Below are 23821 nucleotides of genomic sequence, written 5' to 3' on the forward strand. Positions count from 1 at the left end.
TTAGGGCAGAACGTGGGGATCACGGGTCGGGGTTCGGGGTTCCTCGTCGATCACTTCGCCCTCGAAGACCTCGTCGACCACCTCCCCTTCGATCACCTCGCCGCGACCGCGTCGGGGTGCCCGCGCGAAGGCCTCCGCCCCGGCCGCGACGGTCGCGGCACGCCGGCCTGCCAGCAGGACCACGACGGGCCGAAGGGCCCACCGGGTGGGGGGAACGAGGAAGAGCAGACCGAGCACCGACGTGACCAGGCCGGGGACGAACATCAGCGCGGAGCCCAGTGCGACGAGCGCGCCGTCCGCGACCGCGGCACCCGGAGAGCCGTCGCCGCTCGCCGCCCGGCGCAGGCCGTCCATCACACGACGCCACTGCGACCGCATCAGCAGCAGTCCGATCAGCGTTCCACCGAGCAGGAGGAGCACGGTCCACAGCACGCCGATCGCGTGACCGACCAGGACGAGCGCGGCGATCTCCACCACTACGTACAACAGGAACAGTGCGGCGTACATGACGCCCCCTTTCGGACGGCCGGGTTCATCGAGGGTCTGGGGTCAACCGTCTGATCGTTCAACGCTCGACGGCGCAGTTTTTCTCCCGGCCGGAGATATCGAAGCGCTCACAATGCTAACCCTCAAGTTGACATTGAGACTCTGCGCATGATGCAGTTCACTGCGATGGGGGTCTTCCGACCCCGCGCACAACGAGGAGCCGATATGACTCGTTCCACCGTCTTCCGCCGAGCCGCAATCGTTCTCGCGTCCGCAGCCGCCTTCGGCATGCTGTCCACGGGACCGGCATCGGCAGCACCGGTCGCCGACTTCGCGAAGGGTGCCGCCGAACTGCAGGCGCTGGCCACCGAGGTCTCCCCCGCCGCGACCGCCGCCGTGGACGCCCTTCTCGGCGCCAGCGTGTTCATCCCGAAGGACGTGCTCGAGGTCGGACTCACCACACCACAGGACTTCATGTACCCGTCCCCCACCCTCGGGTGCGGCGTCGCCGACAAGCCCGCGACGGTCACGCTGGCGAGCGCCCAGGGCGGACCGAACCTCTTTCCCCAGATCTCCCCGAACCAACTCCGATTCCAGGCCGTCCCCGCCTACGTCGCGATCCCGCAGTCGTCCGATCTCAGCGTCGCCTGGATCAACCTCACAACGTTCCAGGGCGGGATCGTCAAGCTCGACGACAAGCTGCCGCTCATCAATACCCCGTTGCTGTCCAAGGTCGTCGACACCGGCAAGGGAACCGTTCTCGCGACGATGTTCGGCACGGTCGGCTACGCCGACTCCGTGACGTGCACCGTGGTCCCGACCGTCGGCACCTTCACCGTCTAGCCGCAGTTCGCTTCCCCACCCGCCGTCCTACGAGCCGGGTCGCACCAGGCCCGTCTCGTAGGCCAGCACCACTGCCTGCACCCGGTCGCGGACGTTCAACTTGGTCAGAATCCGGCCCACGTGCGATTTGATGGTCGACTCCGAGAGGAACAGCTGACCGGCGATCTCCGTGTTCGACAACCCGGTGGCCACCAGCTGCAGCACTTCCCGTTCACGCTCGGTCAGCACGTCGAGGACCTCCGGGTCACGAAGCGGGCCCGGACCGTCGTCGAGGAACTTCGCCAGCAGCCGGCGGGTCACCTTCGGCGACACCACTGCGTCACCCGCGGCCACACTGCGGATGGCCGACACCAGGTCTTCCGACGGGGTGTCCTTGAGCAGGAAGCCACTGGCCCCGGCCCGCAGTGCACCCATGGCGTGCTCGTCGAGGTCGAAGGTGGTCATCACCAGCACGCGGCTCGCGACCCCCGACTCCAGGATCTGGGCGGTCGCGCTGACCCCGTCCACCACCGGCATGCGGACGTCCATCAACACCACGTCGGGTTCGAGTGTGCGGACCGCGGCGACGGCGGCCGCGCCGTCGCTCGCCTCACCGACGACAGTGATGTCGTCCTGAGCGTCGAGCACCATGTTGAGGCCCATCCGCATCAGTTCCTGGTCGTCGACGAGTAGCACGGTGATCGGCACAGCGCCAACCTAACACCGCTGTCCCGGTGGGCGCCCGGCCCGCACGACGGGCACCGAGCGCCGCGGTCACGAGTGGGTAACCAAACCAAGACCGGCAGAAGCGCTGGCATACGCTCGAAGTCTGCCTATGATCGAACCGGCGGCCAGTCGGAGTGCCCACAGATCGGGGTGTCCAGATGCGAATCGCGGATGTGTTGCGGAACAAGGGTCCGGCCGTGGTGACGGTCGATCCGGAGATGCCGGTCAGCACGCTGATCGGCGAACTCGCCAGGCACAATGTCGGCGCCCTGGTGGTGACGGAGAACGACGCCGTCGTCGGGATCGTCACCGAACGCGACGTGGTGCGCCGCATCCACGAACGCGGCCCCGACATCCTGAATGCCCGGGTCGTGGACATCATGACGACGTCGGTGTTCACCTGTCTCCCGACCGACACCGTGGACAGTCTCGCCGAAACCATGACCGAACGCCGGATCCGGCACCTGCCGGTGATCGTGGACGGGCAGCTGGTCGGGATCGTCAGCATCGGCGACGTGGTGAAGAGCCGGATCGGCGAGTTGCAGACCGAACGCGACCAGCTCGAGTCCTACATCGACCACGGCTGAACGAGAACCTCATGGCCCTGTTCGTCGTGGAATACACGTACAGCCCCGAGACGTCGTCCCTCCGCGACGATCACCGGACGCAGCATCGTGGGTGGCTCACCGAACTCGTCCGCCGCAAGGTGATGCGCTCGACCGGCCCCCTCGCCGATGGCCACGGTGCGCTGTTCATCGTCGACGCCGAGGACGAGGACGCCGTCGCACGCCTGTTCACGCAGGATCCGTTCGCCCAGGAGAATCTGGTGCAGAAGGTGCAGATCCGCGGATGGACGCCCGCGATGGGCGAATTCAGCGAGTAGGACGCACGTCACACCCAGCCGAACAGGGCTCGGCTCCGAATACCTCTAGCGGATCGTTCTGCGCACGCCGCGATGATCGCTGTACCAGTCGTCGTCGGGGCGAAACATCGAAGAAGTACGCATGCCCGGGTTCCCCCTCGCACCGGCCGACAGCCTCGGCCACGACGCGTTCACATCGCTGGTGGTCTCTCTTCCGCGCCCGGTCTGCGTCTACGACGACCGACGGCAACTGGTGTTGACGAACCCTGCCCTCGCCGACCTCGTCGGATACCGATCGGACGAATTCGATCGTGTGGACCTCGCGGGATTGATGCACCCGTCGGACGCGCCGCGATGGTTCGGCCTCGTCCGGGGTGTCCTCGACACCGGTACCTCCGACGCCGGGTATGCCCGCGTCCGGCACAGAAACGGGAACTGGCTGTGGGCGCACGGGTTCGCCTCCACTTTCACGTCCGCGGACACCCGCTTCGTCGTGCTCGTGTGGCAGGACAGGACCGACGAGGTCTGGAACAACCCGCGCTTGCTCGACAAGGCCGACGTCGCTTCGGCCGACGTCGTCCGTTCGCGGGCGATCATCGAACAGGCCAAGGGTGCGCTGATGCTCGTCTACTCCATCTCCGCGGACGCCGCCTTCGACCTCCTGACGTGGCGGTCACAGGAGACGAACACGAAGATCCGCGTGATCGCCGACCAACTCGTTCTCGCATTCGGCGACGAAATCCACACTCCCGCTTCGTTTCGCGACCGTTTCGACGCTCTGCTGCTCACCACTCACGAGCGGCACCGCCGATAGGAAAAGCCCGGGGGCGGTCCCGCGACCTGGGGGCTCAACCCGCGGAACCTGGGCCGGTGGTGCCACCGGTGACGCTTCCGACCCTGGAGCGTCGATTTCCCGTCTTGTCGAATGACTAAACAGTCGACGGGCACCAGCGAGTGCGCGCGGTGCGGCACTTCCGGGGACCGGGACCGTGCGGCCGTCGAATTCGGTGGCTGCCAGCAGCAGTCGCGGCTCCGGTCTCTAGGATGTCGCGGTGTCCACAGGATTGCTGAACGAACCGCTCGAGCGGTCTGCCCCGCCACCGGTACCGAGACCGTTCCGGGCGCCGATGATCCTCGCCGCGTCCGGCGCGGTGGTGGCCGCCGTGTTGTTCTGGATCGTCTCCGGCAGCCTGACCGACGATGCCTACATCAGTTTGTCGGCCGCCAGGAATCTCGCCGTCCACGGGGAGTGGGCGATCGTCCACGGCCTGACCGCGAACACGTCGACGTCCCCGCTCAACGTGCTCGTGCTCGGGGCACTGACGTTCCTGACCCGGTTGTGGGGCCCGGGCGATCCCCTGTTGGCACTCGGAATGCTCAACGTCGCGGTCACGGCCCTGTTGGGCTGGGTGCTGGCGCGGATGTGCCGGCGGCTCGGCCTCGGGTCCGGGTGGGCGGTGCTCGCCGGCGCGCTGGTGGTGTTCAACCCGTTCGTGTTGTCCGCGGTCGGGCTCGAGGTGCTGCTGATCCCGGCGGCCGTCGCGGTGATGGTGTGGTTCGCGGTCGAGGGCAGGACCGCCTGGTTCGGTGCGGCCGCGGGGATGGCGACGCTGGTGCGTCTGGACCTGCTCGTTTTCGTTGTAGTCATCGCCGCCCTGTCACCGGTGATTCGCACGCAACTGCGCCGCGCCCTCGCCGGCTTCGCCGCGATCGCCGGGCCGTGGTACCTGTTCAGCTGGGTCGTCCTCGGTTCGGCGCTGCCCGACACCTTCCTGATCAAGCAGGGCCAGGCCTCCGACGTGGGCGGCTACAACTATCTCACCGGCCCGATCATGTACTTCGAGTCCAATCCATGGCGGACCGTGGCGGCATTCGGTCCCGCGGCCCTCGCGCTCGTGCTGATTCTCGTCGCGCTCGCCTCGTACGCCAGACCGTGGAAGCGACCGGTGCCGGTGCCCGTGCCGCTGCTCGCGCTCGGCTTGTCCGGTGCCCTCTACTACGTCGCCTACGTCGTGCTCGACACCGTGCCGTACCACTGGTATTACGTGGCGCCGGCGACCACGCTGGCGATGTTCGCCGTCCTCGCCGCCGGCATCCACTGGAGCGCCGCGCGCGACACCCCGGACCGCGCCGTCGCCGGCTCGCTGGCCGGCCTCCTCGCTGTGCTGGGAGTCGGCGCCGTGTACTACGACGTCGAGAGCGGTCTCCCGTGGGACGCGCCGCCCATCTTCGGTAACTGGGCGAGCGCGCAGGACTACGAGCGGGTCGGCCGGGCGGTCGGGACACTCGTCGGGGAGGCGCCGGTGCGATCCCCCGGTGAGATCGGGACCCTCGCGTACTTCTGTGAGTGCGTGATCGTCGACGAGTTCTCCGACCGCGGATTGGTGGTCGAGGACCGGTTGGTGCCCCGTCTCGCGGAGGCCACCGAACCGGCGCGAACGTTGCTGCGCGCCAATTACGTCTTCTTCGACTACCGGCTCGCACCCGTGAACCCGGCGTTCGATCTCCGGTACGAGGAAGGCCGTGGTCCCGGCGGTCCCATGTCCTGGGACGTGTTCTCCGCCGCCCGCGGAGCCGGTCACTTCATCCTGGTGCCGCTCACCGCCGGCTGACGCGGTCGTGCGGCCTGCCCTCGAAGACGGTCCGTGCGTTGAAAAGGTGCGGATCCATCGGATTTCTCCGCCAACGGATTCTACGACCCGCTGCTACGACACGGCGCGCGATTCTTCGTCGCCTGACACGTGAAATGCCGCCGCGTGGAACGGTGAACCGTTGCCATATTGCTCGCGGGGAACGCTGGGACGGGGCGATGCGAGTGGCAGCTGACGAGAATCGATCGGCCGCGCCGGATGATCACGAGCGGAACCGGAAGGTCCGCACTGCGGCGGCGGAGGAGGCGTCCAAGCACGGGCGCCTGATGCGGAGGCCTCGGAACGGGGCAGTCCTCAGTGCCCTGATGCTGCCCGGCTTCCTCGTGCGCCCTCCGACGGGATTTGCAGTACTGACGACGACTGGACGCAAGCCGGGCAAACAGCGACGAAAGTGTGTGCGGGTGATCCAACGCGGTGACCGTGCCTACCTCGTCTCTCTTCTGCCACCCGCGTTGGCGATGACGCGCCCGGATTTCGTCGCCGGCTGGGTGTGGAACATCCGTGGGAACCCACGGGTTCGACTTCGGTTGCCGGCAGGTTGGTTCGATGGACTCGCGCGAGAGATCACCGATCGCGCGGAGTTCGACGATGCCCGGGACGCGCTGTGCGAGACGGTCACTGTGTTCGACTACGGCGAATGCGCCGTGCATCTGCGCGGGTTGCCTACGCGCGAAGATCAAGGATCTACACCGGTACTGGTTCGACACAGGTCGGCCGCTCGTCGTCGAGCTCCGGGATGCTCCCCGGTGATCCGGCCCGGGTCCTCGGGCCGTTCGGCCACGATTCGAGCCGAACCATTGTCACGAGGTTGCCGATTCTCGCTTCGCGTCGAGTCGGTGAAGCAGGGCGCGCGCGCCGTCGAGGAGCAGTTCGAGTGCGTCGGGATAGGCGCTGCGGTCGGAGAGGTCGACGAGCAGGCCCGCGGTCGCGGCGATGTGCGGGTGCGTCTCGGCAGGCAGTTGCGCGTAGGACGATCGCCACAGTTGCCGGTCGGACTCGCGGACGTCGTCGGGTAGTGCGAGTTCGGCTCCGTCGAGGGCGGCGAACGCCAGCATCTGATCGACGAACGCGCGGTAGAGGCGCACCGCTGCGCCGTCGGGGAACCCCGCCTCGCGCAGTACCCCGAGGATCGTGTCGACGGCCGCTTTCTCCGAGGTGCGACCGCTGACGCGGCTGGCCGACAGGACTGCCGCCTGTGGATGGTCCAGATACGCTGCATGCGAGCGTATTCCGAGGGAGTGCAAGTCGCGCCACCAGTCTCCGGTGGGTTCCCACCCGTGGAAAGACCGTCCGATCAGCTCGTCGGCGATCGCCAACGTCAGGTCGTCGATGCCCCGGAAGTACCGGTACAGGGTGCTGGGGTCGGCCCCGAGCGCAGCCCCGAGTCGGCGGACGGACAGGCCCGCACTGCCGTGGTGCCGGAGCAGCCGCAGCGCCGTCTCCATGATCAGCTGCTCCGAGAGAACTGCGCCCTGTTTCGTCGGCCTGCGCCTCTTCCGGGACGAGTCCGACACCACCTGCTTCGCCATTCCCGGCTCCTTCCGTCGGCCGCAGCTTATGCCAACACCGTTGACGGTGTAAACGGTGACGGTGTTGCATGTCACAGGCAGGGAGCGAAGCCCCAGGCCGCGGGCACGAGACACCGGACCGGCGCGTGGCCTCGCGTCCCTCTCCACCCTCCAGCGAAAGCGACGCACACATGGCAGTAGTGAACAACGGCGCGGCCGACGCGCCGAGGGCGACGGCCCTCCGCAAATCCCTCGGCGTCATGGACGGAGTTGCGATCGCCGCCTCGAGTACCGCCGCGACGACCAGCATCGGTGTCGGTTTGGGAGTCATCGCCGCCGTGGTCGGCCTCCAGATGCCGGTAGTGCTGCTACTGGCCTTCGTCCCGATCCTGGGAATTGCCAGCGGATACGCCCGGCTCAACCGGGTCGAACCGAATTGCGGCAACAGCTACGTCTGGGTGGGCCGCAGTCTCAGTCCGTGGCTGGGCTTCCTCACCGGGTGGATGGCCATCGTCGCCGTTGTCGTGTTCATGGCCTACACCACCGCGATCGCCGGGTCGGCGATCCTGCAACTCGCCGGCATGGCCGGGCTGCACAGCATCGGCGGGCTCGCTCTCGATCCCGACTCCACGCTGCAGTCGACGATGCTGGGGTTGACGATCCTCGGTGCGGTGACCTTCACCGCCGTCCGCGGCGTCGCGGTCGCCGCACGGCTGCAGAAGTATCTCCTCGTCTTCGAGTACGTCGTGCTGATCGGCTTCTGCACGTATGGGCTGTTCGCCGGGAGCCAGCCGTTCTCCCTCTCCTGGTTCAATCCCTTCGCGATTCCGTCGTTCGCCGTGCTGGCCGAGGGAATGGTGATCGCGGTCTTCTTCTACTGGGGTTTCGAAGCGGCGTTCAGCGTGAGCGAGGAGGTGCGCGATCCGCGCGACGCGTCCCGCGCCGGCGTGATCACCGTCTTCCTGGTCCTCGGCCTGTTCCTGCTCGGTGCGGTGGCGTTCCAGCGCGTCCTCACCCCCACGGAACTGGCGGACAACGGGACCGTCGGGCTCGCGTTCCTCGGCGAGGCACTCGCCCGTCAGCCGCTGGCCGCGCTTCCCGTGGTGGCGTTGATGTTCTCCGTCATCGCCTCGCTCCAGGCCACCGTGATACCCAGCGCGCGTGGACTGTTCGCGATGGGCCGGGACCGCACGCTCGGCCCGGTGTGGACCCGCATCCATTCCCGCTATGGAACCCCGGCGGCCGGAACCGTGCTGCTCGGCGGCATCTCCGCCGTGGTCGCGCTGCTGGCCACGGTCATCCCCAAGCTCAGCGACCTTCTCGGTGCGGGCATCAGTTCGATCGGTCTGGTGGTCGCCCTCTGGTACGGCCTGACGGCACTCGCCGCAGCCGTCCGGTTCCGCGGACTCCTGCGGGAACGTCCGTGGGAGGGACTGCGCGCGGTCGTGTTTCCCGCTCTCAGCGCCCTGGTGTTGCTGGCATTGGGCGGCTACCTGGGCTGGATCTTCTACACCTCGGCAGATCATCTCGAATTCAGCGCGACCAACGGTTGGTTTCAGCTGCTGTTCCCGGTCCTCATCCTGATCTCGGGGCTGGTTGTGGCCGCGCACGCGAAGTGGGTCCGACGGTCGCCCTATTTCGTCACCGGCCGCGGAACGGATGCCGACGACGTCAACCTGCTCGGTGCGCCCGCCGACGTTCCCGTGACCACCCGTTCCTGATCAGCGCGACGCGACCTGATCCGACCACCGACTAAATCACTTCCCGACAGGAGATTTTCGATGTCAGCAGAACCCGCAGATCTGGTCTTCACCGGCGGATCGATTGCCACCCTGGACCCGGCCCGCAGCCGCGCCACGACGGTCGCCGTCACCGGTGGCCGGATATCCGCCGTCGGCCACGACGAGGTCAGGGAGCTGATCGGCTCCCGCACCGAGGTCGTCGACCTCACCGGCAGGCTGCTGCTGCCCGGCTTCCAGGACGCGCACATCCATCCCGTGGTGGCCGGCCTCGAGTACGCCCGCTGCAACCTCACGGGCACCAGCGACGCCGCCGGCACCCTCGCCGCCATCCGCAGCTACGCCGACGCACACCCGGAGTTGCCGTGGATCGTCGGCGGCGGGTGGTCGATGGAGGCGTTCGACGGGGGCACACCCACCGCGCAACTCCTCGACACCGTCGTGCGGGATCGGCCGGTGTTTCTGCCCAACCGCGACCACCACGGGGCTTGGGCCAACACGAGAGCGCTGGACCTCGCGGGCATCACCCGAGACACCCCCGATCCCGTCGGTGGACGTATCGAACGCGACGCCGACGGCTTGCCGACCGGCATGCTCCAGGAGTCCGCGATGGAGTTGGTCGGCTGCCACACCCCGCAGCACACGCCCGACGACCGGCTGAAGGCCCTGCTCCACGCCCAGCAGCACCTGCATTCGCTCGGCATCACCGCCTGGCAGGACGCGCTACTCGGCGACACCTCCGGGATCTCCGACGTCTCGGACGCCTACCTGAGCGCGGCCGGCGACGGGTCACTCACCGCGCGGGTGGCGGGCGCCTTGTGGTGGGATCGCGATCGGGGCGCCGAGCAGATCCCCGATCTGCTCCGGCGGCGTTCCCTTCTCCGCGTCGGGCGGATGCGGGCCGACACCGTGAAGATCATGCTCGACGGTGTCGCCGAATCCCGCACCGCGGCCATGATCTCCCCGTATCTGGATGGATGCGGCTGCGCGACAGCCCATTCCGGCACCAGCTTCGTCGACCCGGACGAGCTGCGCGGATACGTCACCGAGCTCGACGCCCTCGGATTTCAGGTGCACTTCCACGCGCTCGGTGACCGGGCCGTGCGCGACGCGCTCGACGCGGTCGACGCCGCTCGGACGGCGAACGGATTCCGCGACACCCGGCCGCACCTCGCCCACCTTCAGGTCGTGGACCCGGACGACATCCCCCGCTTCCGCGCGCTCGGCGTCACGGCCAACATGCAACCGCTGTGGGCAGCCCACGAACCGCAGATGGACGAACTCACCATCCCCTTCCTCGGGGACGAGCGCTCCCGCAGGCAGTACCCCTTCGGTTCCCTGCTGCGTTCGGGCGCAACGCTGGCAGCCGGCAGCGACTGGCCGGTCAGCAGCGCCGACCCGATCCACGGCATCCACGTCGCGGTCAATCGCGTGCTGCCGGGCCGGGACGGGCAGGGGCGCCCGGTGTTCCTCCCGGAGCAACGAATCGACCTCACGGCCGCACTGACCGCCTACACCGCCGGGTCCGCGTACGTGAACCACCTCGACGACACGGGGAGCATCGAGGTGGGCAAGCTCGCAGACCTGGTGGTCCTCGACCGGGATCCGTTCACGGGAACCGCCGACGAGATCGGCGGGAGCCGGGCGGTCCTGACCTATGTGGGCGGTAATCGCGTCTACTCCGCACCGGACGCCTGAGGACCAGCGGGAGGCAGCCCTGCTCGGCGGCGCGGATGCCGATCGGCGGACCGTCGTGGCGCCGATCGGCATCCGCGGCCACACTGGAGGTGTCCCGCCGAAGTCAGGAGACAGTGATGGGCGACAACAGGCCGTTCGGGTTCGACCCCGACGATCTCGACCGCGTGATCCGTGAGGCCGGCGAGGAATTGCAGGGCGTCAAGGACCGGATCGTCAGGTTCCTGGACCAGGCGGATTCTCAGATTCCGTGGACGGGCGTGTTCGCGGACTTCGCCCGCTCTCCGCGCGGCGCGGCGAAGCCGGAAACCGCCGGCGAGACCGGTGACGGTGTGTGGGCGATCTACACGCTCGACGACGAGGGCGTCGCACGCGTCGAGCAGGTGTATGCCACCGAACTCGATGCGCTCCGCGCGCACAAGCACAACACGGATCCCCACCGGTCGGTGCGGTTCCTCCCCTACGGCGTCACCGTCAGCGTCCTCGACCAGCCGGAGGAAGCAGCGCCACCGGAGACGGAGTGACCGAGGCCGCTCAGTCCTCCAGCTCGAGCGGCAACTCCGCGGTGACCCGCCAGCTGCCGTCTGTCTGCCGTCCCGCCTCGAGGGTGCCGTGCAGGACGGCGACCCGCTCTCGCATACCGAGCAGGCCGTTGCCCGACCCGAGCGAGAACTGCCCGGACGAGTTGCCGTTGTCGGTGATCTCGACGAGGACATCCGTCTCGCGCCGCCGCACCCGCACCTTCGCGCGCGGACGCTCCCCGGCGTGCCGCAGCACATTTGTCAACGATTCCTGGACCAGCCGGTGGACGCCGAGGCTGACCGCGGGGCTGATGTCGTCCAACTCCCCCGTCAGTTCGAGTTCCACGGGCAGGCCGGCGCTGCGCATCATGTCGACCACTCGGGCGAGGCCGGCCGTGCCGTGCTGGGGCATGTCGTCGGTCGCCGGTTCGGTGCGCAGCAGCGAGACGGTGCGCCGCAGTTCCGCCAGAGCCTCCCGCCCGGTGCTCGCGATGTTGGTGAGTGCCTGCTTCGCGATGTCGGGGTTGGTCTTCAGGGCATACGACGCGCCGTCGGCCTGAACGATCATCACGCTCACCGCATGTGCGACCACGTCGTGCAGTTCCCGGGCGATCCGGGTCCGCTCGGCCGCCACCGCATCCTCGGCGCGGCGATCCCGGTCGTAGTCGGCGACGACGAGGCGCGCGGCGACCTCCTCGTCGTAGGCCCGCCGGGCGCCGAGGAACTCCGCCGTGATCCACGAGAGCGCGAAGACGAGGACGGAGAACAGTCCGGCGGCCACCAGTTCCTGTTCCAGCAACCAGATCGACAGGGCCGAATCGACGACGAGACCCACCGCGTACACCGCGGCGGTGCTGCGGTCGACGTAGGCGACGAGCGTGTAGAGGGCGACGGCGAGCGCCAGCAGACCGGGATGTTCGGCGTCGAGGTCACCGATCGAATAACTGATGAAGGTGATCGTGATCGACATCACGAGAACGGCACCGGCCGCCGCCAGCGGGTACTTGCGACGCCACACGATCGGCAGGCACAGCAGGAAACCCATGACCAGCTGCACCCACGGCGAGCGGTCGCCCGACGCGGTGAACACGAACACCTCGAGGGTGAACAGGATCGCCGCCAGCATCGAGTCCGCAACCGTCGGCTTTCCTCGCAGCCACAGACTGAACCTCCGCATGTGCACAGCGTAAGTACCTCGGGGTGGGTGTGGTTGAGTCTGCACCATGAATGTGGGTGACTGGGCGCTTCTTCTCACCGCCGCGACGGCCGCCGGGTGGGTGGACGCCGTCGTCGGCGGCGGCGGACTGATCCTCATTCCCGCGCTGTTTCTCGTCGCACCGCAGCTGACGCCGCAGGCGGCGCTGGCCACCAACAAGCTCACCGCATTCACCGGCACCTCCGCCGCCGTCGTCACGTTCGCGCGCCGGATCCCCATGAACTGGCGGTTGCTGGTTCCCGCAGGCCTGCTCGCGGCGGTGGCATCCGCGCTCGGCGCGGCAACGGTGTCGCGCATCGACAAGGACGTCTTCATCCCGCTCATCATGGCGGTGCTCGTCGGCGTTGCCGTCTTCGTGACGATCCGTCCGCAGCTCGGGACCACGCTGGCAAAGGATCCGCCGACACGGCGGAAGGTCGTCGCGGTCGTCCTGCTGTCTGCCGGGCTCCTCGGTTTCTACGACGGACTGTTCGGGCCGGGCACCGGCACATTCCTCATCATCAGCTTCGCCACGTTCCTCGGCACGGAATTCGTGCGCAGTGCGGCGATGGCGAAGGTGATCAATCTGGGATCGAATCTCGGTGCGCTGGTGTTCTTCGCCGCCACCGGTCACGTGCTGTGGGCACTCGGCCTGGGTATGGCGGTCTGCAACGTGATCGGCGCGGTCATCGGCTCGCGGATGGCACTGAGCAAGGGCGCCGGATTCGTCCGGATCACCCTGCTGATCGTGGTGATCGCGATGGTGATCCGGTTGGGTTGGCAGCAATTCGGCTGAGCGACCGACTACGGTGGTCCAGGTGACGGCTCCACGACAGGTTGATCCGGAATTCCTTGCCCTCCCCCTGCGTTCGCTGGCGGACGCGGCACTCGCCGCTGCCCGCGCGGCGGGCGCGTCGCACGCCGACCTGCGGGTGCATCGGCTGACCAGCCAGTCGCTGCGGCTGCGCGACGGCGAAGTGCAGTCGGCGGTGGACACCAGCGAACTCGGCTTCGCGGTGCGTGTCGTCGTCGACGGCACCTGGGGTTTCGCGTCGCATGCCGAGCTGACGCCGGCGACCGCCGCCGCGACGGCGGAACAGGCCGTCGCGGTCGCCCGGGCGCTGCGTCGACTGAACCGTGAGCACGTCGAACTCGCCGCCGAACCGGTGCACACGGACGTCCGCTGGGTGTCCGATTACGACGTCGATCCGTTCGAAGTTCCCGCCTCCGACAAGATCTCGCTGCTCGGTGAATACTCCCGCAGGCTCCTCGCATCCGACGGTGTCGACCACGTCACTGCCGGATGCCTGCATGTGAAGGAGCAGACGTTCTACGCCGATCTCGCCGGATCGTCCATCGTGCAGCAGCGGGTGCGGCTGCATCCGCAACTCGAGGCCACCACCGTCGACCAGTCGGCCGGTGTGTTCGAGACGATGCGCACCCTCGCTCCGCCCGTCGGCCGCGGATGGGAATACGTTGCCGGCGACGGGGTGTGGAACTGGACCGACGAACTCGCCCGGATCCCGGACCTGCTGGCCGAGAAGGTGAAGGCCCCCACCGTGGTACCCGGTCCCACCGACCTGGTGATCGACCCGACCAACCTGTGGCTGACCATCCACGAATCCATCGGGCACGCCACCGAGTACGACCGCGCCATCGGCTACGAGGCCGCGTACGCCGGCACGTCGTTCGCCACCCCCGACAAGCTCGGCACGCTGCGCTACGGGACGCCGATCATGCACGTGACCGCGGACCGGACCGAGCGGCACGGTCTCGCCACGATCGGCTACGACGACGAAGGCGTCGAAACCCAGTCCTGGGACCTGGTTGCCGACGGGATTCTCGTCGGCTACCAGCTCGACCGGGCGTTCGCGCCCCGGCTCGGGCTGGAGCGTTCCAACGGCTGCTCGTATGCCGACTCGCCGCACCACGTCCCCATTCAGCGAATGGCCAACGTGTCGTTGCAGCCCGACCCCGACGCCGACCGCAGCACCGACGACCTGATCTCCGATGTGGAGGACGGCATCTATGTGGTCGGCGACAAGTCCTGGTCGATCGACATGCAGCGCTACAACTTCCAGTTCACCGGTCAGCGGTTCTACCGCATCCGCGGCGGGAAGCTCGACGGCCAACTCCGCGACGTCGCGTACCAGGCGACGACCACGGACTTCTGGGGTTCGATGGACGCTGTCGGCGGCCGCTCCACGTGGCAGCTCGGCGGCGCCTTCAACTGCGGCAAGGCGCAGCCCGGCCAGGTCGCGGCCGTCAGCCACGGCTGCCCGTCGGCACTCTTCCGCGGCGTCAACGTACTGAACACTCGGACAGAAGGCGGCCGATGATCGCACCGCAGCAACTCGTCGAGCAGGTCCTCGCCCGGGCCACCGTGGACGAAACCATCGTGATCGTCACCGATGCCAGCGAGGCGTCGCTGCGATGGGCAGGCAACTCGATGACCACCAACGGCGTGTCCACATCGCGCAGCTGGACCGTCATCTCGATCGTCCGGGCCGGCGAGGACGCGAAGGTCGGCATCGTCACGTCCGCCTCCGTCGACGCCGCCGACATCGACGGTGTGGTCCGCTCGGCCGAAATCGCCGCCCGCGCAGCCACACCCGCATCGGACGCGATGCCGCTACTCACCGGAACCGAGGCCGATGAGCGGTGGGACGACTCGGCGGAGCGCACCGAGATCGGCGCGTTCGAACAGCTCGCCCAGGATCTGAGCATGGGCTTCGACGGCAGCGACCAGCTCTACGGCTTCGCCCACCACCAGCTGCACACCACGTGGCTGGGCACGTCGACCGGGATCCGGCGCCGATTCGCCCAGCCGACCGGATCGGTGGAGATCAACGGCAAACGCGGCGATGCCAGCGCCTGGGTGGGCACCAGCACCAAGGACTTCACGGATGTGGCCAGCGTGAAGTTGCTCCAGGACCTGTCCACGCGCCTCGACTGGGCACGCAACCGGGTGGAGTTGCCCGCGGGCCGTTATGAGACGATCCTGCCGCCGTCCGCGGTCGCGGACCTCATGATCTACCTCATGTGGACGATGGAGGGCCGGGCCGCCGAAGAAGGGCATTCCGCCCTGTCGGCGCCCGGGGGCACCCGTATCGGGGAGAAGCTGAGTGCGCTGCCCCTCACCCTCTATTCCGATCCGGCCGCGCTCGGCCTGGAATACACGCCGTTCGTCGTCACCGGGTCGTCGTCCGAATCGGTGTCCGTCTTCGACAACGGGATGGACGCGGGCCGGGTCGACTGGATCCGCGACGGGACCGTCAATGCGCTCGCGTACCCGCGGGCTGCGGCGAAGGAGTTCGGCGCCGACGTGACCGCGCCCGGCGACAACCTGATCCTCGACGCCGGCGGTTCGGTGTCACTCGAGCAGATGGTGGCCGAGACCGAACGAGGGCTGCTGCTGACCACCCTCTGGTACATCCGGGAGGTCGACCCCGCCACCCTGCTGCTCACGGGATTGACGCGGGACGGCGTCTACCTCGTCGAGAACGGGAAGGTCACGGGCGCCGTGAACAACTTCCGGTTCAACGAGAGCCCCCTCGACCTGTTGCGGAGGGTCACCCAGGCCGGTGCCACCGAGCGGACGCTGCCCCGGGAATGGAAGGACTGGTTCACCCGAACCGCGATGCCGGCGTTGCGCGTCCCGGACTTCCACATGTCGTCCGTCAGCAAGGCGCTCTGAGGGGCGGATTCTATGCGGACGCTCGTCTAGGTGACAGCCCGTGCAGTTTCCGTTATAAATGCTGCAGACATCGCGCATATGAGATTCCTCACTCCAGAGCCGTTTCGCCGCGCATGTCATATTCAGGTCTCCAGAGAACGGGGCCGAAACTCACCGTAGCGCCGCGTGGCCGGCGCATGCGCCGAGTACGTCCCTTGCCCGTCTGACCAGGAGGTTTCATGCACTCCGATACCACCACCCGCGACCTGCTCCACGGCCACACCAAGGTCACGAGACGGTTCGCTCTCGCCGACGTGGCGCTGACGACGTTCGTCTGCCTCGTCTGCGCCACCGGAATCGGCATCATCACCGGTTCGGTTCTCGCCGCCGCGACGGGAGGACTGATCGTCGTCCTCGCGACGGCCCTGATGGTGGCGGCGGTATGACCGCGCCCAGACATCAGCGAAGCACCACAATCCAGGAGATCACCGTGTCGAACGACGTACTCGAAACCGCACCGCCCGCACATTCGATTCCGCACCGTCACCCCGACGGACGCGAGGTTCTCGCCACCGCGAAAGGCATTCTCATCGCCACCCGCGGTTACGGCGATGCCGAGGCGTTCGAGGAGTTACTCGACGTCTCCCGACATCATCACGTCAGTGTGATGCGGGCAGCTAAGTCGTTGGTGGAGTTGGCGACTCGGCGACAGCCGTGCCCGTCCGTGACGACGCCCGCACCGTCGTACGCCCTCGAGTTCAAGGAATGGACGACGCTGCTGGCGCGGTGACACCGTCCCTGTCCGCCCGGGTGAGACGCTGGTAGCCCCGGTGCGTGAGCCACTCGAGCGGCCCCCGATCGAACCGCCGCAACCACAGGCGTGACACGACGATCAGGGTTGCCGAGACCGCACCGAACAGTGCGACCGTCGCCGGCACGACGGTGGCGCCGCCCAACCGGACCGCGAGGCCGAATCCCCAGCCGTAGCAGACGACCGAGCACAGGATGTTCTGCAGCACATAGCAACTGAGCGCAGTGCGGCCCACTCCCGAGAGCGCCCGACCGGCCGGGCCGGGTTCGCTCCCGGCGCTCCGTCGAGCATCAGCAGCCCCGCGCGCCACGGGTAGCCGCCCGGCCACCGAGCGCCACGTCGCTGCGCGGAGCGCTGCTGGATGACCAGTCCGATGCCGAACATGATGGTGAGCAGGCCGAGGAACTTGCCCTGCGCGAACTGCTGCAGAATCGCCTGCACCGGGGCCCATCCGCCGGTGGCACGTCCGGTGCCGTTGACATACCCCACCAGACCCTCGACGTTGGTGAAGATCCAGATGTTGGTGGCGAGGGTTCCCAGGATGGCCGCACCGCGCATGACGTCGAGCGCGGCGTAGCGGTGGGAACTCGACAGTTGCGACGTCATGCCTTCAGCCCTCCAGTACTTGTTAGTACGATCGTGCCAACAAGTGTCCATGCTAACACGGCCGTGCTAGCATGGGAGGGTGCCGAAGCTCATCGACCACGACCGAAGGCAGCAGGAGATCGCCGAGGCCGTGTGGCGGGTGATCCAACGCGAGGGCATCGGCGCCGTGTCCGTCCGGGATGTCGCCGCGGAGGCCGGAATCTCGAGCGGATCGCTCCGACACGTGTTCGCCAGCAAGACCGAACTCCTCGCCTATTCGATGCGGCTCGTCGCAACGCGTGTCCGCGAACGAGCACAGGCCCACGCGTCGATCACCGACCCGTGGCAGCGTGCCCTCGCAGTGCTGGACGAGGTACTCCCCCTCGACGACCGCCGACGCTGCGAAATGGAAGTGAACCTGGCCCTCGTAGCGGAAAGCCCCGCCCATCCCCTACTGAAAGACATCGCCCTCGACGCCCAACGGCAGCTCCGTGGTGCATGCGCCGCGATCCTGACCGGCCTCGCTCAATGGGGCTTGATCGCGCCGGACATCGACGTCGACGCCGAGGCGATGCGCCTGCACGCACTTGTCGACGGCGCGGCGATGCACGTTCTGCTCGGCGATACCGACACCCCGGACACCGCTCGGCGCATGATCGCCGAGCATCTCCGCACACTCCTCTGACCGTTCACCGAGATGCGGTGCCACATACCCGTTCCGCGAGAAGCCGACCCGCCCCTCATCACGCGGGCCGGTAGCGGAGCCAGACGACGCCGTCGTCGAATGTACGGCTCGCGATGAGGTCGCCGCGCTTCCTGATGCTGTGAACGGCGTTGTCGGCCAGGTGATCCTTCTCGTGAATCGTGACCGTACCGAAGTAGTCCGCGAGGACGCGGGACGCGAGCAGTCCGGCGATGACGACGGCGTGTGCGTCCCGGCGTGGGATGTTCACGCGCCGCGATCGCATGGATCGGTCAACGCGGCGACGCAGGGCGATGTGGTGGTTCATGGTGATACTCCCGTCTACGGGACATACCCACCGTGATCCCCGCACCCGCACGCCGCCAGGCCCCTGGGGTCACCTTCCCTCACCCCAGGGTGAGGAAGGTGACCCAGGGTGGGCGCGTCGAATCCACCCTCGAACGTCCGATCACCCACGCCGGTCGTCGGCCGTCACGGCGAGCCCGATGGTGCCGGTCTTTCCTCGGCGCAGGAGGCTGCCCTTCATCGTGAGCCAACCGAGGATGCCGTACTTTCGGGCGATCACGTCCCGCGTGTGATCGGTGTCGGCAGCGTCGAGGATGACGGCGCGGGCAGGAACCTCGGGCCCCTTCGGCTTGCCGCGAGCATCGCATGCGGCCACCGTCACTTCTGGGTTGCGGCGGATGCGTTTGACCTTGTAGGAGTCGGTGACCGTCCACATCAACAGACGGTCACCGTCGGCGGCGGCCCACAGCGGCGTCGCCACCGGGGTGCCGTCTTTCCGAAACGTGGTGAGCAGGACATACTTCGCGGACGACACCCGGTCGAATTCTGTGGTCACCGGCCCCATGCTAGACCGAACTGCGAAGCCCGGGCGGTGGGTCAGTCCCCTTCGAGTTCGCCTTCGGTCTCGAGATACACCTGCCGCAGGCCGTCGAGGGTCTGCTGCTCGGGGTGCTCCCACATGTCCCGCTCGGCCGCCTCGAGCAGGCGTTCGGCGATGCCGTGCAGGGCCCACGGGTTGGACTGTTCCATGAACTTGCGGTTCTGGTCGTCCAGCACGTACGACTCGGCGAGCTTCTCGTACATCCAGTCGGCGACGACGTTGGTGGTGGCGTCGTATCCGAACAGGTAGTCGACGGTGGCCGCCATCTCGAACGCACCCTTGTAGCCGTGGCGGCGCATCGCCTCGAGCCACCGCGGGTTCACGACGCGGGCGCGGAACACCCGGGACGTCTCCTCCGACAGGGTTCGGGTGCGCACCGACTCGGGACGGGTGCTGTCGCCGATGTACGCCTCGGGCGACTTTCCGGTGAGCGCCCGCACGGTCGCGACCATTCCGCCGTGGTACTGGAAGTAGTCGTCGGCGTCGGCGATGTCGTGTTCGCGGGTGTCGGTGTTCTTGGCCGCCACGGTGATTCGACGGTATGCGGTCCGCATGTCGTCGGCGGCGGGTGCGCCGTCGAGTCCGCGGCCGTACGCGAAACCACCCCACGTGGTGTACACGTCGGCGAGGTCGGCGTCGCCGCGCCAGCTCTTGGAGTCGATCAGCTGCAGCAGTCCGGCCCCGTAGGTGCCCGGCTTCGACCCGAAGATGCGGGTGGTCGCGCGCCGTTCGTCGCCGTGCTCGGCGAGGTCCGCCTGGGCATGTGCGCGCACGAAGTTGCTCTCCGCCGGTTCGTCCAACGCGGCGACTAGCCGGACGGCGTCGTCGAGCAGCGCCAGGACGTGCGGGAACGCGTCACGGAAGAAGCCGCTGATCCGGACCGTCACGTCGATGCGCGGCCGGCCGAGCTCCTCGAGGTCGATCACCTCGAGGTTCACCACGCGGCGGCTCGCCTCGTCCCACACCGGGCGCACACCGAGGAGCGCGAAGACCTCGGCGATGTCGTCGCCGGAGGTGCGCATCGCGGACGTGCCCCACACGGACAGGCCCACCGAGCGGGGCCACTCCCCGTGATCGGACTTGTACCGGTCCAGCAACGATTCGGCCATCGCCTGGCCGGTTTCCCAGGCGAGCCGGGACGGCACGGCCTTCGGGTCGACGGAGTAGAAGTTTCGGCCCGTCGGGAGCACGTTGATCAGCCCGCGCAGCGGCGAACCGCTCGGCCCGGCGGCGATGAATCCGCCGTCCAGCGCGTGCAGCACCTGGGCGATCTCGTTGTCGGTCTCGCGAAGCCGGGGCACCACCTCGGTGGCGGCGAAACGGAGAATCTTCGCGACGGTGGCATCGTCGGTGAGGGTGTCGGCGGCGTCCGGTTCCCAGTCGGCGTCGTGCATCCCCTGCACCAGTGCGTGCGCCTGCTGCTCGATGTCGTCTACGCGGGTGCGGGATTCGTCGCCGTCCTCGCTGAGGCCGAGCGCCTCGCGGAGTCCGGGCACGTTCTGTTCGCCGCCCCACATCTGCCGGGCGCGCAGCATCGCGAGCACCAGTTCGACCTCGGCGTCGTCGCGGGGGGCCGCACCGAGGATGTGGAGGCCGTCACGGATCTGGACGTCCTTGATCTCGCACAGCCAGCCGTCGACGTGCAGCAGCATGTCGTCGAACACGTCCTCGTCGGGCCGCTCCTCGAGTCCGAGGTCGTGGTCCATCTTGGCGGCGCGCATCAGCGTCCAGATCTGCTGGCGAATGGCCGGCAGCTTGGACGGGTCGAGCGCGGAGATGTTCGAGTGCTCGTCGAGGAGCTGTTCGAGTCGTGAGATGTCGCCGTAGCTCTCGGCGCGGGCCATCGGCGGGATCAGGTGATCGACGAGCGTCGCATGGGCGCGGCGCTTGGCCTGCGTGCCCTCGCCCGGATCGTTGACCAGGAACGGGTAGATCAGCGGCAGGTCGCCGAGCGCGGCGTCGGTGCCGCACGACGCGGACATGCCGAGTGTCTTGCCGGGCAGCCATTCGAGGTTTCCGTGCTTGCCGAGGTGGACGACGGCGTCGGCGCCGAAACCGCCGGCGGCGGCGTCCGCGGCGATCCACCGGTAGGCGGCGAGGTAGTGGTGGCTCGGCGGCAGGTCCGGGTCGTGGTAGATCGCCACCGGCTTCTCCCCGAATCCGCGCGGCGGCTGCACCATCAGCACGAGATTTCCGAACTGCATTGCGGCGATGACGATTTCACCGGCAGGATCCTGTGAGCGGTCGACGTACAGTTCGCCCGGCGCCGGACCCCAATGGTCCTCGACGCCCTCGCGCAGTTCCGCGGGCAGCGCCGAGAACCACTCGCGGTAGCGGGCGGCGGAGATCCGGATCGGGTTGCCCTCGAGCTGCTCCGCGGTCAGCCAGTCCGGGTCCTGTCCGCCGGCGGCGATGAGGGCGTGGATCAGCGCGTCGCCGTCCTGGGCCGCGAGACCCGGCACGGAATCCGGCCCGTCGACCGGGCCGAGGTCGTATCCAGCGGCCCGCATCTCGGTGAGCAACCGGATCGCACTGGCCGGGGTGTCGAGACCGACGGCGTTGCCGATGCGGGCGTGCTTCGTCGGGTACGCCGACAGCATCAGAGCGATCCGGCGGTCGGATGCGGGGATGTGCCGGAGTCGGGCGTGCCGGACGGCGATCCCCGCCACCCGGGAGGCGCGCTCGGCGTCCGGAACGTAGGTGGAGAGACCGTCGGCGTCGATCTCCTTGAACGAGAACGGCACCGTGATCAGCCGACCGTCGAACTCGGGGACCGCGACCTGGGTGGCGACGTCGAGCGGCGACAATCCGTCGTCGTTGGACTCCCACGACTCACGACTGCTGGTCAGGCACAGGCCCTGCAGGATCGGCACGTCCAGCGCGGCCAGTGCGGCGACGTCCCACGCCTCGTCGTCGCCACCGGCCGAGACTCCGGCCGGCTTGGTGCCGCCGGCGGCGAGCACGGTGACCACCATCGCGTCCGCCCGGCGCAACGTGTTCAGCAACTGCGGTTCGGCGGTACGCAGCGACGCGCAGAAGATCGGCAGCGGAGTGCCGCCCGCCGCGTCGACGGCGTCGCACAGTGCCTCGATGTAGCGGGTGTTCCCGGCCAGGTGCTGGGCGCGGTAGTAGAGAACGGCGATCGTGGGGCGCTCCGGGTTCACAGCGGGAGCGAACGGCGCGACACCCCAGCTCGGCAGGTGGACCGGCGCCTCGAAACCGTGACCGGTCAGCAGCACGGTGTCCGACAGGAAGTGGTGCAGCTGGGCGAGGTTGTCGGCGCCACCCTCGGCCAGATAGTTGTGCGCCTCCGCCGACACACCGGCGGTGACCGTCGAGCACTCCATCAGCTCGGCGTCCGGGGCGTGCTCGCCGCCGAGGACCACCACGGGCAGCCCGCTGGCCAGGACCGCGTCGAGGCCCTCTTCCCAGGCCCGGCGGCCGCCGAGGATGCGAACCACGACCAGGTCGGCGCCGTCGAGCAGTCCCGGCAGATCCTCCTCGACCAGCAGCCGTGCCGGGTTGGCCCAGCGGTAGTCCGCCCCGCTGGCGCGTGCGCTGAGCAGGTCGGTGTCGGAGGTGGAGAGCAGCAGGATCACGTGTGGAGCCTTCCTGGGGGTGTCGCGCCCCGTGGCAGTGGTTCTGTGCGGAACCGTAGGTCGGAGGACGGCAGGTGAGGGTCTGGCTCGCCCACCGGTTTCGGCGAGCTCACAGTGGCGCGACCGCGCCGGATTTTCACCGGCTTCCTCTCCTGCTGTCGCAAGTGCTGGAGATGCTACCCGGGGCCGGACGTAACCTGGGACCATGGTCGACTCCCGTTCCCGCCCCGATGCATGCCCCGGCGCGCTGCAGGTCCACCAGGCCGCGGACGGTGCGCTCGCACGCGTGCGCCTCCCAGGAGGCGTGCTGACCTCCACCCAGCTTCAGACCCTCGCGGAATCGGCCCGCGACCTCGGGAACGGCGAGATCGAACTGACCTCCCGCGGCAATGCGCAGTTGCGGGCGGTCCGCGACCCGCAGGAATTCGCGCGCCGCCTCGCCGACGCGGGTCTCCTGCCGTCGGAGACGCACGAACGGGTCCGCAACATCCTCGTCTCGCCGCTGACCGGCCGGATCGGTGGACTTGCGGACCTGCGGGATCTGGTCGACGAACTCGACCGGACGTTGTGCGCGGACTCCGCGTTGGCGGACCTGCCCGGCCGCACCCTGTTCACCCTCGACGACGGGCGCGGCGACGTCTCGGCGCTCGGCGGCGATTTCGGTGTCCATGCGGTGAGCGAGACGGAGGTCGCCCTGGTTCTCGCCGGTCGCGACAGCGGCGCCCGGATCACGACGACGGAATCGGTGAAGGTGCTCCTCGACGCCGCCCGCGTCTTCCTGGAGCTGCGCGATCAGCACTGGCGGCTGTCCGAGATCGCCGACGGGGTCGAACGAACCCTGTCGGCATTGACGCTGGCTCCGACCGCCGACCCGGTGTACGGGTTCGACGAGCATCGGCCGCCGATCGGGTGGCTCGACCAACCGGACGGCAACGTGACCCTCGGCGGCGGTCTCGCGTTCGGGATCCTCGACGCCCGGCTGGCCGAGTTCCTCGCCGCCGTCGAGAAACCGGTGATCGTCACGCCGTGGAAATCGGTGCTGCTGTGCGATCTCGACGAGTGGTCCGCCGAGCAGGTCGTCCGGGTCCTCGCCCCGATGGGCCTGATCTTCGACGAGAACTCCCCCTGGCTGAACGTCAGTGCCTGCACCGGGCAGCCCGGATGCGAGAAGGCACTCGCCGACGTGCGGTCCGACGCGCGGGATGCCGTCGCGCGCGGCGAACTCCCGGTGGAGGGCAGGCAGCACTGGTCGGGCTGCGAGCGGTGCTGCGGGCGGCCCAAGGGTGAGGTCGCCGACGTCGTTGCCACGGAGACGGGTTACCGGGTGGAGGAGCCGTGACCGCGGTGCCTCTATCG

Annotated in this window: 22 protein-coding genes, 2 pseudogenes and 1 riboswitch; of the genes and pseudogenes, 16 read left to right on the forward strand and 8 right to left on the reverse strand. The window is 68.4% G+C overall.

What is annotated here, in order from left to right; genetic code table 11:
* Entirely contained in the window at positions 1–507 is a 507-nt protein-coding gene (locus tag RHA1_RS00780) for an FxsA family protein (RefSeq protein ID WP_009472693.1), read from the reverse strand.
* A 204-nt stretch (positions 508–711) separates the two neighbouring features.
* Between RHA1_RS00780 and RHA1_RS00785 the strand changes: the two genes are divergently transcribed.
* A complete protein-coding gene (locus RHA1_RS00785) occupies positions 712–1329 on the forward strand; it encodes a hypothetical protein (RefSeq protein WP_011593467.1) in 618 nt (205 codons plus the stop codon).
* 27 nt (positions 1330–1356) lie between these two features.
* Here the strand turns inward: RHA1_RS00785 and RHA1_RS00790 are convergent, their stop codons facing one another.
* Positions 1357–2016, reverse strand: coding sequence for a response regulator (locus RHA1_RS00790; protein WP_011593468.1), 660 nt, complete (start codon positions 2014–2016; stop codon positions 1357–1359).
* Between the two features lie 176 nt (positions 2017–2192).
* Between RHA1_RS00790 and RHA1_RS00795 the strand changes: the two genes are divergently transcribed.
* The 5 genes and pseudogenes from RHA1_RS00795 to RHA1_RS51440 all read left to right on the forward strand — a co-directional run.
* Positions 2193–2621, forward strand: a complete 429-nt coding sequence (locus RHA1_RS00795; RefSeq protein ID WP_005246355.1) for a CBS domain-containing protein — start codon at positions 2193–2195, stop codon at positions 2619–2621.
* Between the two features lie 11 nt (positions 2622–2632).
* Positions 2633–2917 (forward strand): YciI family protein, encoded by a 285-nt coding sequence (locus RHA1_RS00800; protein ID WP_009472697.1) that lies wholly within the window; start codon positions 2633–2635, stop codon positions 2915–2917.
* A 121-nt stretch (positions 2918–3038) separates the two neighbouring features.
* Complete coding sequence (locus tag RHA1_RS00805) at positions 3039–3710, forward strand: PAS and ANTAR domain-containing protein (protein ID WP_011593470.1); 672 nt, start codon at positions 3039–3041, stop codon at positions 3708–3710.
* A 238-nt stretch (positions 3711–3948) separates the two neighbouring features.
* On the forward strand, positions 3949–5508 hold the full coding sequence (locus RHA1_RS00810; protein WP_011593471.1) for a glycosyltransferase family protein: 1560 nt from the start codon (positions 3949–3951) through the stop codon (positions 5506–5508).
* 344 nt (positions 5509–5852) lie between these two features.
* Positions 5853–6062 (forward strand): annotated as a pseudogene (locus RHA1_RS51440) (nitroreductase/quinone reductase family protein); the annotation flags it as partial.
* Between the two features lie 285 nt (positions 6063–6347).
* Here RHA1_RS51440 and RHA1_RS00815 read toward each other — a convergent pair.
* Entirely contained in the window at positions 6348–7076 is a 729-nt protein-coding gene (locus RHA1_RS00815) for a TetR/AcrR family transcriptional regulator (protein WP_011593473.1), read from the reverse strand.
* A 170-nt stretch (positions 7077–7246) separates the two neighbouring features.
* On the opposite strand from RHA1_RS00815, the gene RHA1_RS00820 reads away from it, so the two are divergent.
* The 3 genes from RHA1_RS00820 to RHA1_RS00830 all read left to right on the forward strand — a co-directional run bounded on the left by RHA1_RS00820 (position 7247) and on the right by RHA1_RS00830 (position 11013).
* Positions 7247–8776 carry an APC family permease gene (locus RHA1_RS00820; RefSeq protein ID WP_029539646.1) on the forward strand — a complete coding sequence of 510 codons (1530 nt, stop codon included), beginning with the start codon at positions 7247–7249 and terminating at the stop codon, positions 8774–8776.
* A gap of 60 nt (positions 8777–8836) precedes the next feature.
* The gene (locus RHA1_RS00825; protein ID WP_011593475.1) at positions 8837–10492 is read left to right on the forward strand and encodes an amidohydrolase; all 1656 of its coding nucleotides are present in this window, start codon (positions 8837–8839) and stop codon (positions 10490–10492) included.
* Between the two features lie 116 nt (positions 10493–10608).
* Positions 10609–11013 (forward strand): Rv0313 family protein, encoded by a 405-nt coding sequence (locus RHA1_RS00830; RefSeq protein ID WP_009472704.1) that lies wholly within the window; start codon positions 10609–10611, stop codon positions 11011–11013.
* Between the two features lie 10 nt (positions 11014–11023).
* Here the strand turns inward: RHA1_RS00830 and RHA1_RS00835 are convergent, their stop codons facing one another.
* Positions 11024–12187, reverse strand: a complete 1164-nt coding sequence (locus RHA1_RS00835) for a sensor histidine kinase (RefSeq protein WP_041810897.1) — start codon at positions 12185–12187, stop codon at positions 11024–11026.
* Between the two features lie 46 nt (positions 12188–12233).
* On the opposite strand from RHA1_RS00835, the gene RHA1_RS00840 reads away from it, so the two are divergent.
* The 5 genes from RHA1_RS00840 to RHA1_RS00860 all read left to right on the forward strand — a co-directional run bounded on the left by RHA1_RS00840 (position 12234) and on the right by RHA1_RS00860 (position 16671).
* On the forward strand, positions 12234–13001 hold the full coding sequence (locus tag RHA1_RS00840; RefSeq protein ID WP_011593477.1) for a TSUP family transporter: 768 nt from the start codon (positions 12234–12236) through the stop codon (positions 12999–13001).
* A gap of 22 nt (positions 13002–13023) precedes the next feature.
* Positions 13024–14544 carry a TldD/PmbA family protein gene (locus tag RHA1_RS00845; protein WP_011593478.1) on the forward strand — a complete coding sequence of 507 codons (1521 nt, stop codon included), beginning with the start codon at positions 13024–13026 and terminating at the stop codon, positions 14542–14544.
* A complete protein-coding gene (locus RHA1_RS00850; protein ID WP_011593479.1) occupies positions 14541–15902 on the forward strand; it encodes a metallopeptidase TldD-related protein in 1362 nt (453 codons plus the stop codon). Before RHA1_RS00845 ends, RHA1_RS00850 begins: the two co-directional genes overlap by 4 nt.
* Before the next feature lie 218 nt (positions 15903–16120).
* Complete coding sequence (locus RHA1_RS00855) at positions 16121–16327, forward strand: hypothetical protein (protein WP_011593480.1); 207 nt, start codon at positions 16121–16123, stop codon at positions 16325–16327.
* Positions 16324–16671, forward strand: a complete 348-nt coding sequence (locus RHA1_RS00860) for an ANTAR domain-containing protein (protein ID WP_009472710.1) — start codon at positions 16324–16326, stop codon at positions 16669–16671. The genes RHA1_RS00855 and RHA1_RS00860 overlap by 4 nt, the downstream gene beginning before the upstream one ends.
* Here the strand turns inward: RHA1_RS00860 and RHA1_RS00865 are convergent.
* Positions 16640–17298: pseudogene (locus tag RHA1_RS00865) on the reverse strand (DUF418 domain-containing protein). The gene RHA1_RS00860 and the pseudogene RHA1_RS00865 sit on opposite strands and share 32 nt — an antisense overlap.
* 79 nt (positions 17299–17377) lie before the next feature.
* Here RHA1_RS00865 and RHA1_RS00870 point away from each other — a divergent pair.
* Positions 17378–17962, forward strand: a complete 585-nt coding sequence (locus tag RHA1_RS00870; protein WP_011593483.1) for a TetR/AcrR family transcriptional regulator — start codon at positions 17378–17380, stop codon at positions 17960–17962.
* A gap of 58 nt (positions 17963–18020) precedes the next feature.
* Here RHA1_RS00870 and RHA1_RS00875 read toward each other — a convergent pair whose 3' ends face one another.
* From RHA1_RS00875 to cobN, 3 genes are all read right to left on the reverse strand, one after another.
* The gene (locus RHA1_RS00875; RefSeq protein WP_237724179.1) at positions 18021–18230 is read right to left on the reverse strand and encodes a hypothetical protein; all 210 of its coding nucleotides are present in this window, start codon (positions 18228–18230) and stop codon (positions 18021–18023) included.
* Positions 18231–18428: 198 nt separating this feature from the next.
* Complete coding sequence (locus RHA1_RS00880; protein ID WP_009472714.1) at positions 18429–18830, reverse strand: PPOX class F420-dependent oxidoreductase; 402 nt, start codon at positions 18828–18830, stop codon at positions 18429–18431.
* 32 nt (positions 18831–18862) lie between these two features.
* A complete protein-coding gene (cobN, locus tag RHA1_RS00885) occupies positions 18863–22465 on the reverse strand; it encodes a cobaltochelatase subunit CobN (protein ID WP_041810900.1) in 3603 nt (1200 codons plus the stop codon).
* Positions 22466–22521: 56 nt separating this feature from the next.
* Positions 22522–22664: riboswitch (cobalamin riboswitch) on the reverse strand.
* A 6-nt stretch (positions 22665–22670) separates the two neighbouring features.
* Between cobN and cobG the strand changes: the two genes are divergently transcribed.
* Positions 22671–23804 (forward strand): precorrin-3B synthase, encoded by a 1134-nt coding sequence (gene cobG / locus RHA1_RS00890; RefSeq protein ID WP_011593486.1) that lies wholly within the window; start codon positions 22671–22673, stop codon positions 23802–23804.
* The last annotated feature ends 17 nt before the right edge of the window (positions 23805–23821 follow it).

Source organism: Rhodococcus jostii RHA1 (assembly GCF_000014565.1).
Classification (GTDB): domain Bacteria; phylum Actinomycetota; class Actinomycetes; order Mycobacteriales; family Mycobacteriaceae; genus Rhodococcus_F; species Rhodococcus_F jostii_A.

What these genes read in the sequence shown, in the direction of transcription:
- RHA1_RS00780 (WP_009472693.1), bottom strand. Translation starts at nt 507, where the DNA reads ATGTACGCCGCACTGTTCCTGTTGTACGTAGTGGTGGAGATCGCCGCG.
- RHA1_RS00785 (WP_011593467.1), top strand. Translation starts at nt 712, where the DNA reads ATGACTCGTTCCACCGTCTTCCGCCGAGCCGCAATCGTTCTCGCGTCC.
- RHA1_RS00795 (WP_005246355.1), top strand. Translation starts at nt 2,193, where the DNA reads ATGCGAATCGCGGATGTGTTGCGGAACAAGGGTCCGGCCGTGGTGACG.
- RHA1_RS00800 (WP_009472697.1), top strand. Translation starts at nt 2,633, where the DNA reads ATGGCCCTGTTCGTCGTGGAATACACGTACAGCCCCGAGACGTCGTCC.
- RHA1_RS00805 (WP_011593470.1), top strand. Translation starts at nt 3,039, where the DNA reads ATGCCCGGGTTCCCCCTCGCACCGGCCGACAGCCTCGGCCACGACGCG.
- RHA1_RS00815 (WP_011593473.1), bottom strand. Translation starts at nt 7,076, where the DNA reads ATGGCGAAGCAGGTGGTGTCGGACTCGTCCCGGAAGAGGCGCAGGCCG.
- RHA1_RS00820 (WP_029539646.1), top strand. Translation starts at nt 7,247, where the DNA reads ATGGCAGTAGTGAACAACGGCGCGGCCGACGCGCCGAGGGCGACGGCC.
- RHA1_RS00825 (WP_011593475.1), top strand. Translation starts at nt 8,837, where the DNA reads ATGTCAGCAGAACCCGCAGATCTGGTCTTCACCGGCGGATCGATTGCC.
- RHA1_RS00830 (WP_009472704.1), top strand. Translation starts at nt 10,609, where the DNA reads ATGGGCGACAACAGGCCGTTCGGGTTCGACCCCGACGATCTCGACCGC.
- RHA1_RS00835 (WP_041810897.1), bottom strand. Translation starts at nt 12,187, where the DNA reads ATGCGGAGGTTCAGTCTGTGGCTGCGAGGAAAGCCGACGGTTGCGGAC.
- RHA1_RS00840 (WP_011593477.1), top strand. Translation starts at nt 12,234, where the DNA reads ATGAATGTGGGTGACTGGGCGCTTCTTCTCACCGCCGCGACGGCCGCC.
- RHA1_RS00850 (WP_011593479.1), top strand. Translation starts at nt 14,541, where the DNA reads ATGATCGCACCGCAGCAACTCGTCGAGCAGGTCCTCGCCCGGGCCACC.
- RHA1_RS00855 (WP_011593480.1), top strand. Translation starts at nt 16,121, where the DNA reads ATGCACTCCGATACCACCACCCGCGACCTGCTCCACGGCCACACCAAG.
- RHA1_RS00860 (WP_009472710.1), top strand. Translation starts at nt 16,324, where the DNA reads ATGACCGCGCCCAGACATCAGCGAAGCACCACAATCCAGGAGATCACC.
- RHA1_RS00880 (WP_009472714.1), bottom strand. Translation starts at nt 18,830, where the DNA reads ATGGGGCCGGTGACCACAGAATTCGACCGGGTGTCGTCCGCGAAGTAT.
- cobG (WP_011593486.1), top strand. Translation starts at nt 22,671, where the DNA reads ATGGTCGACTCCCGTTCCCGCCCCGATGCATGCCCCGGCGCGCTGCAG.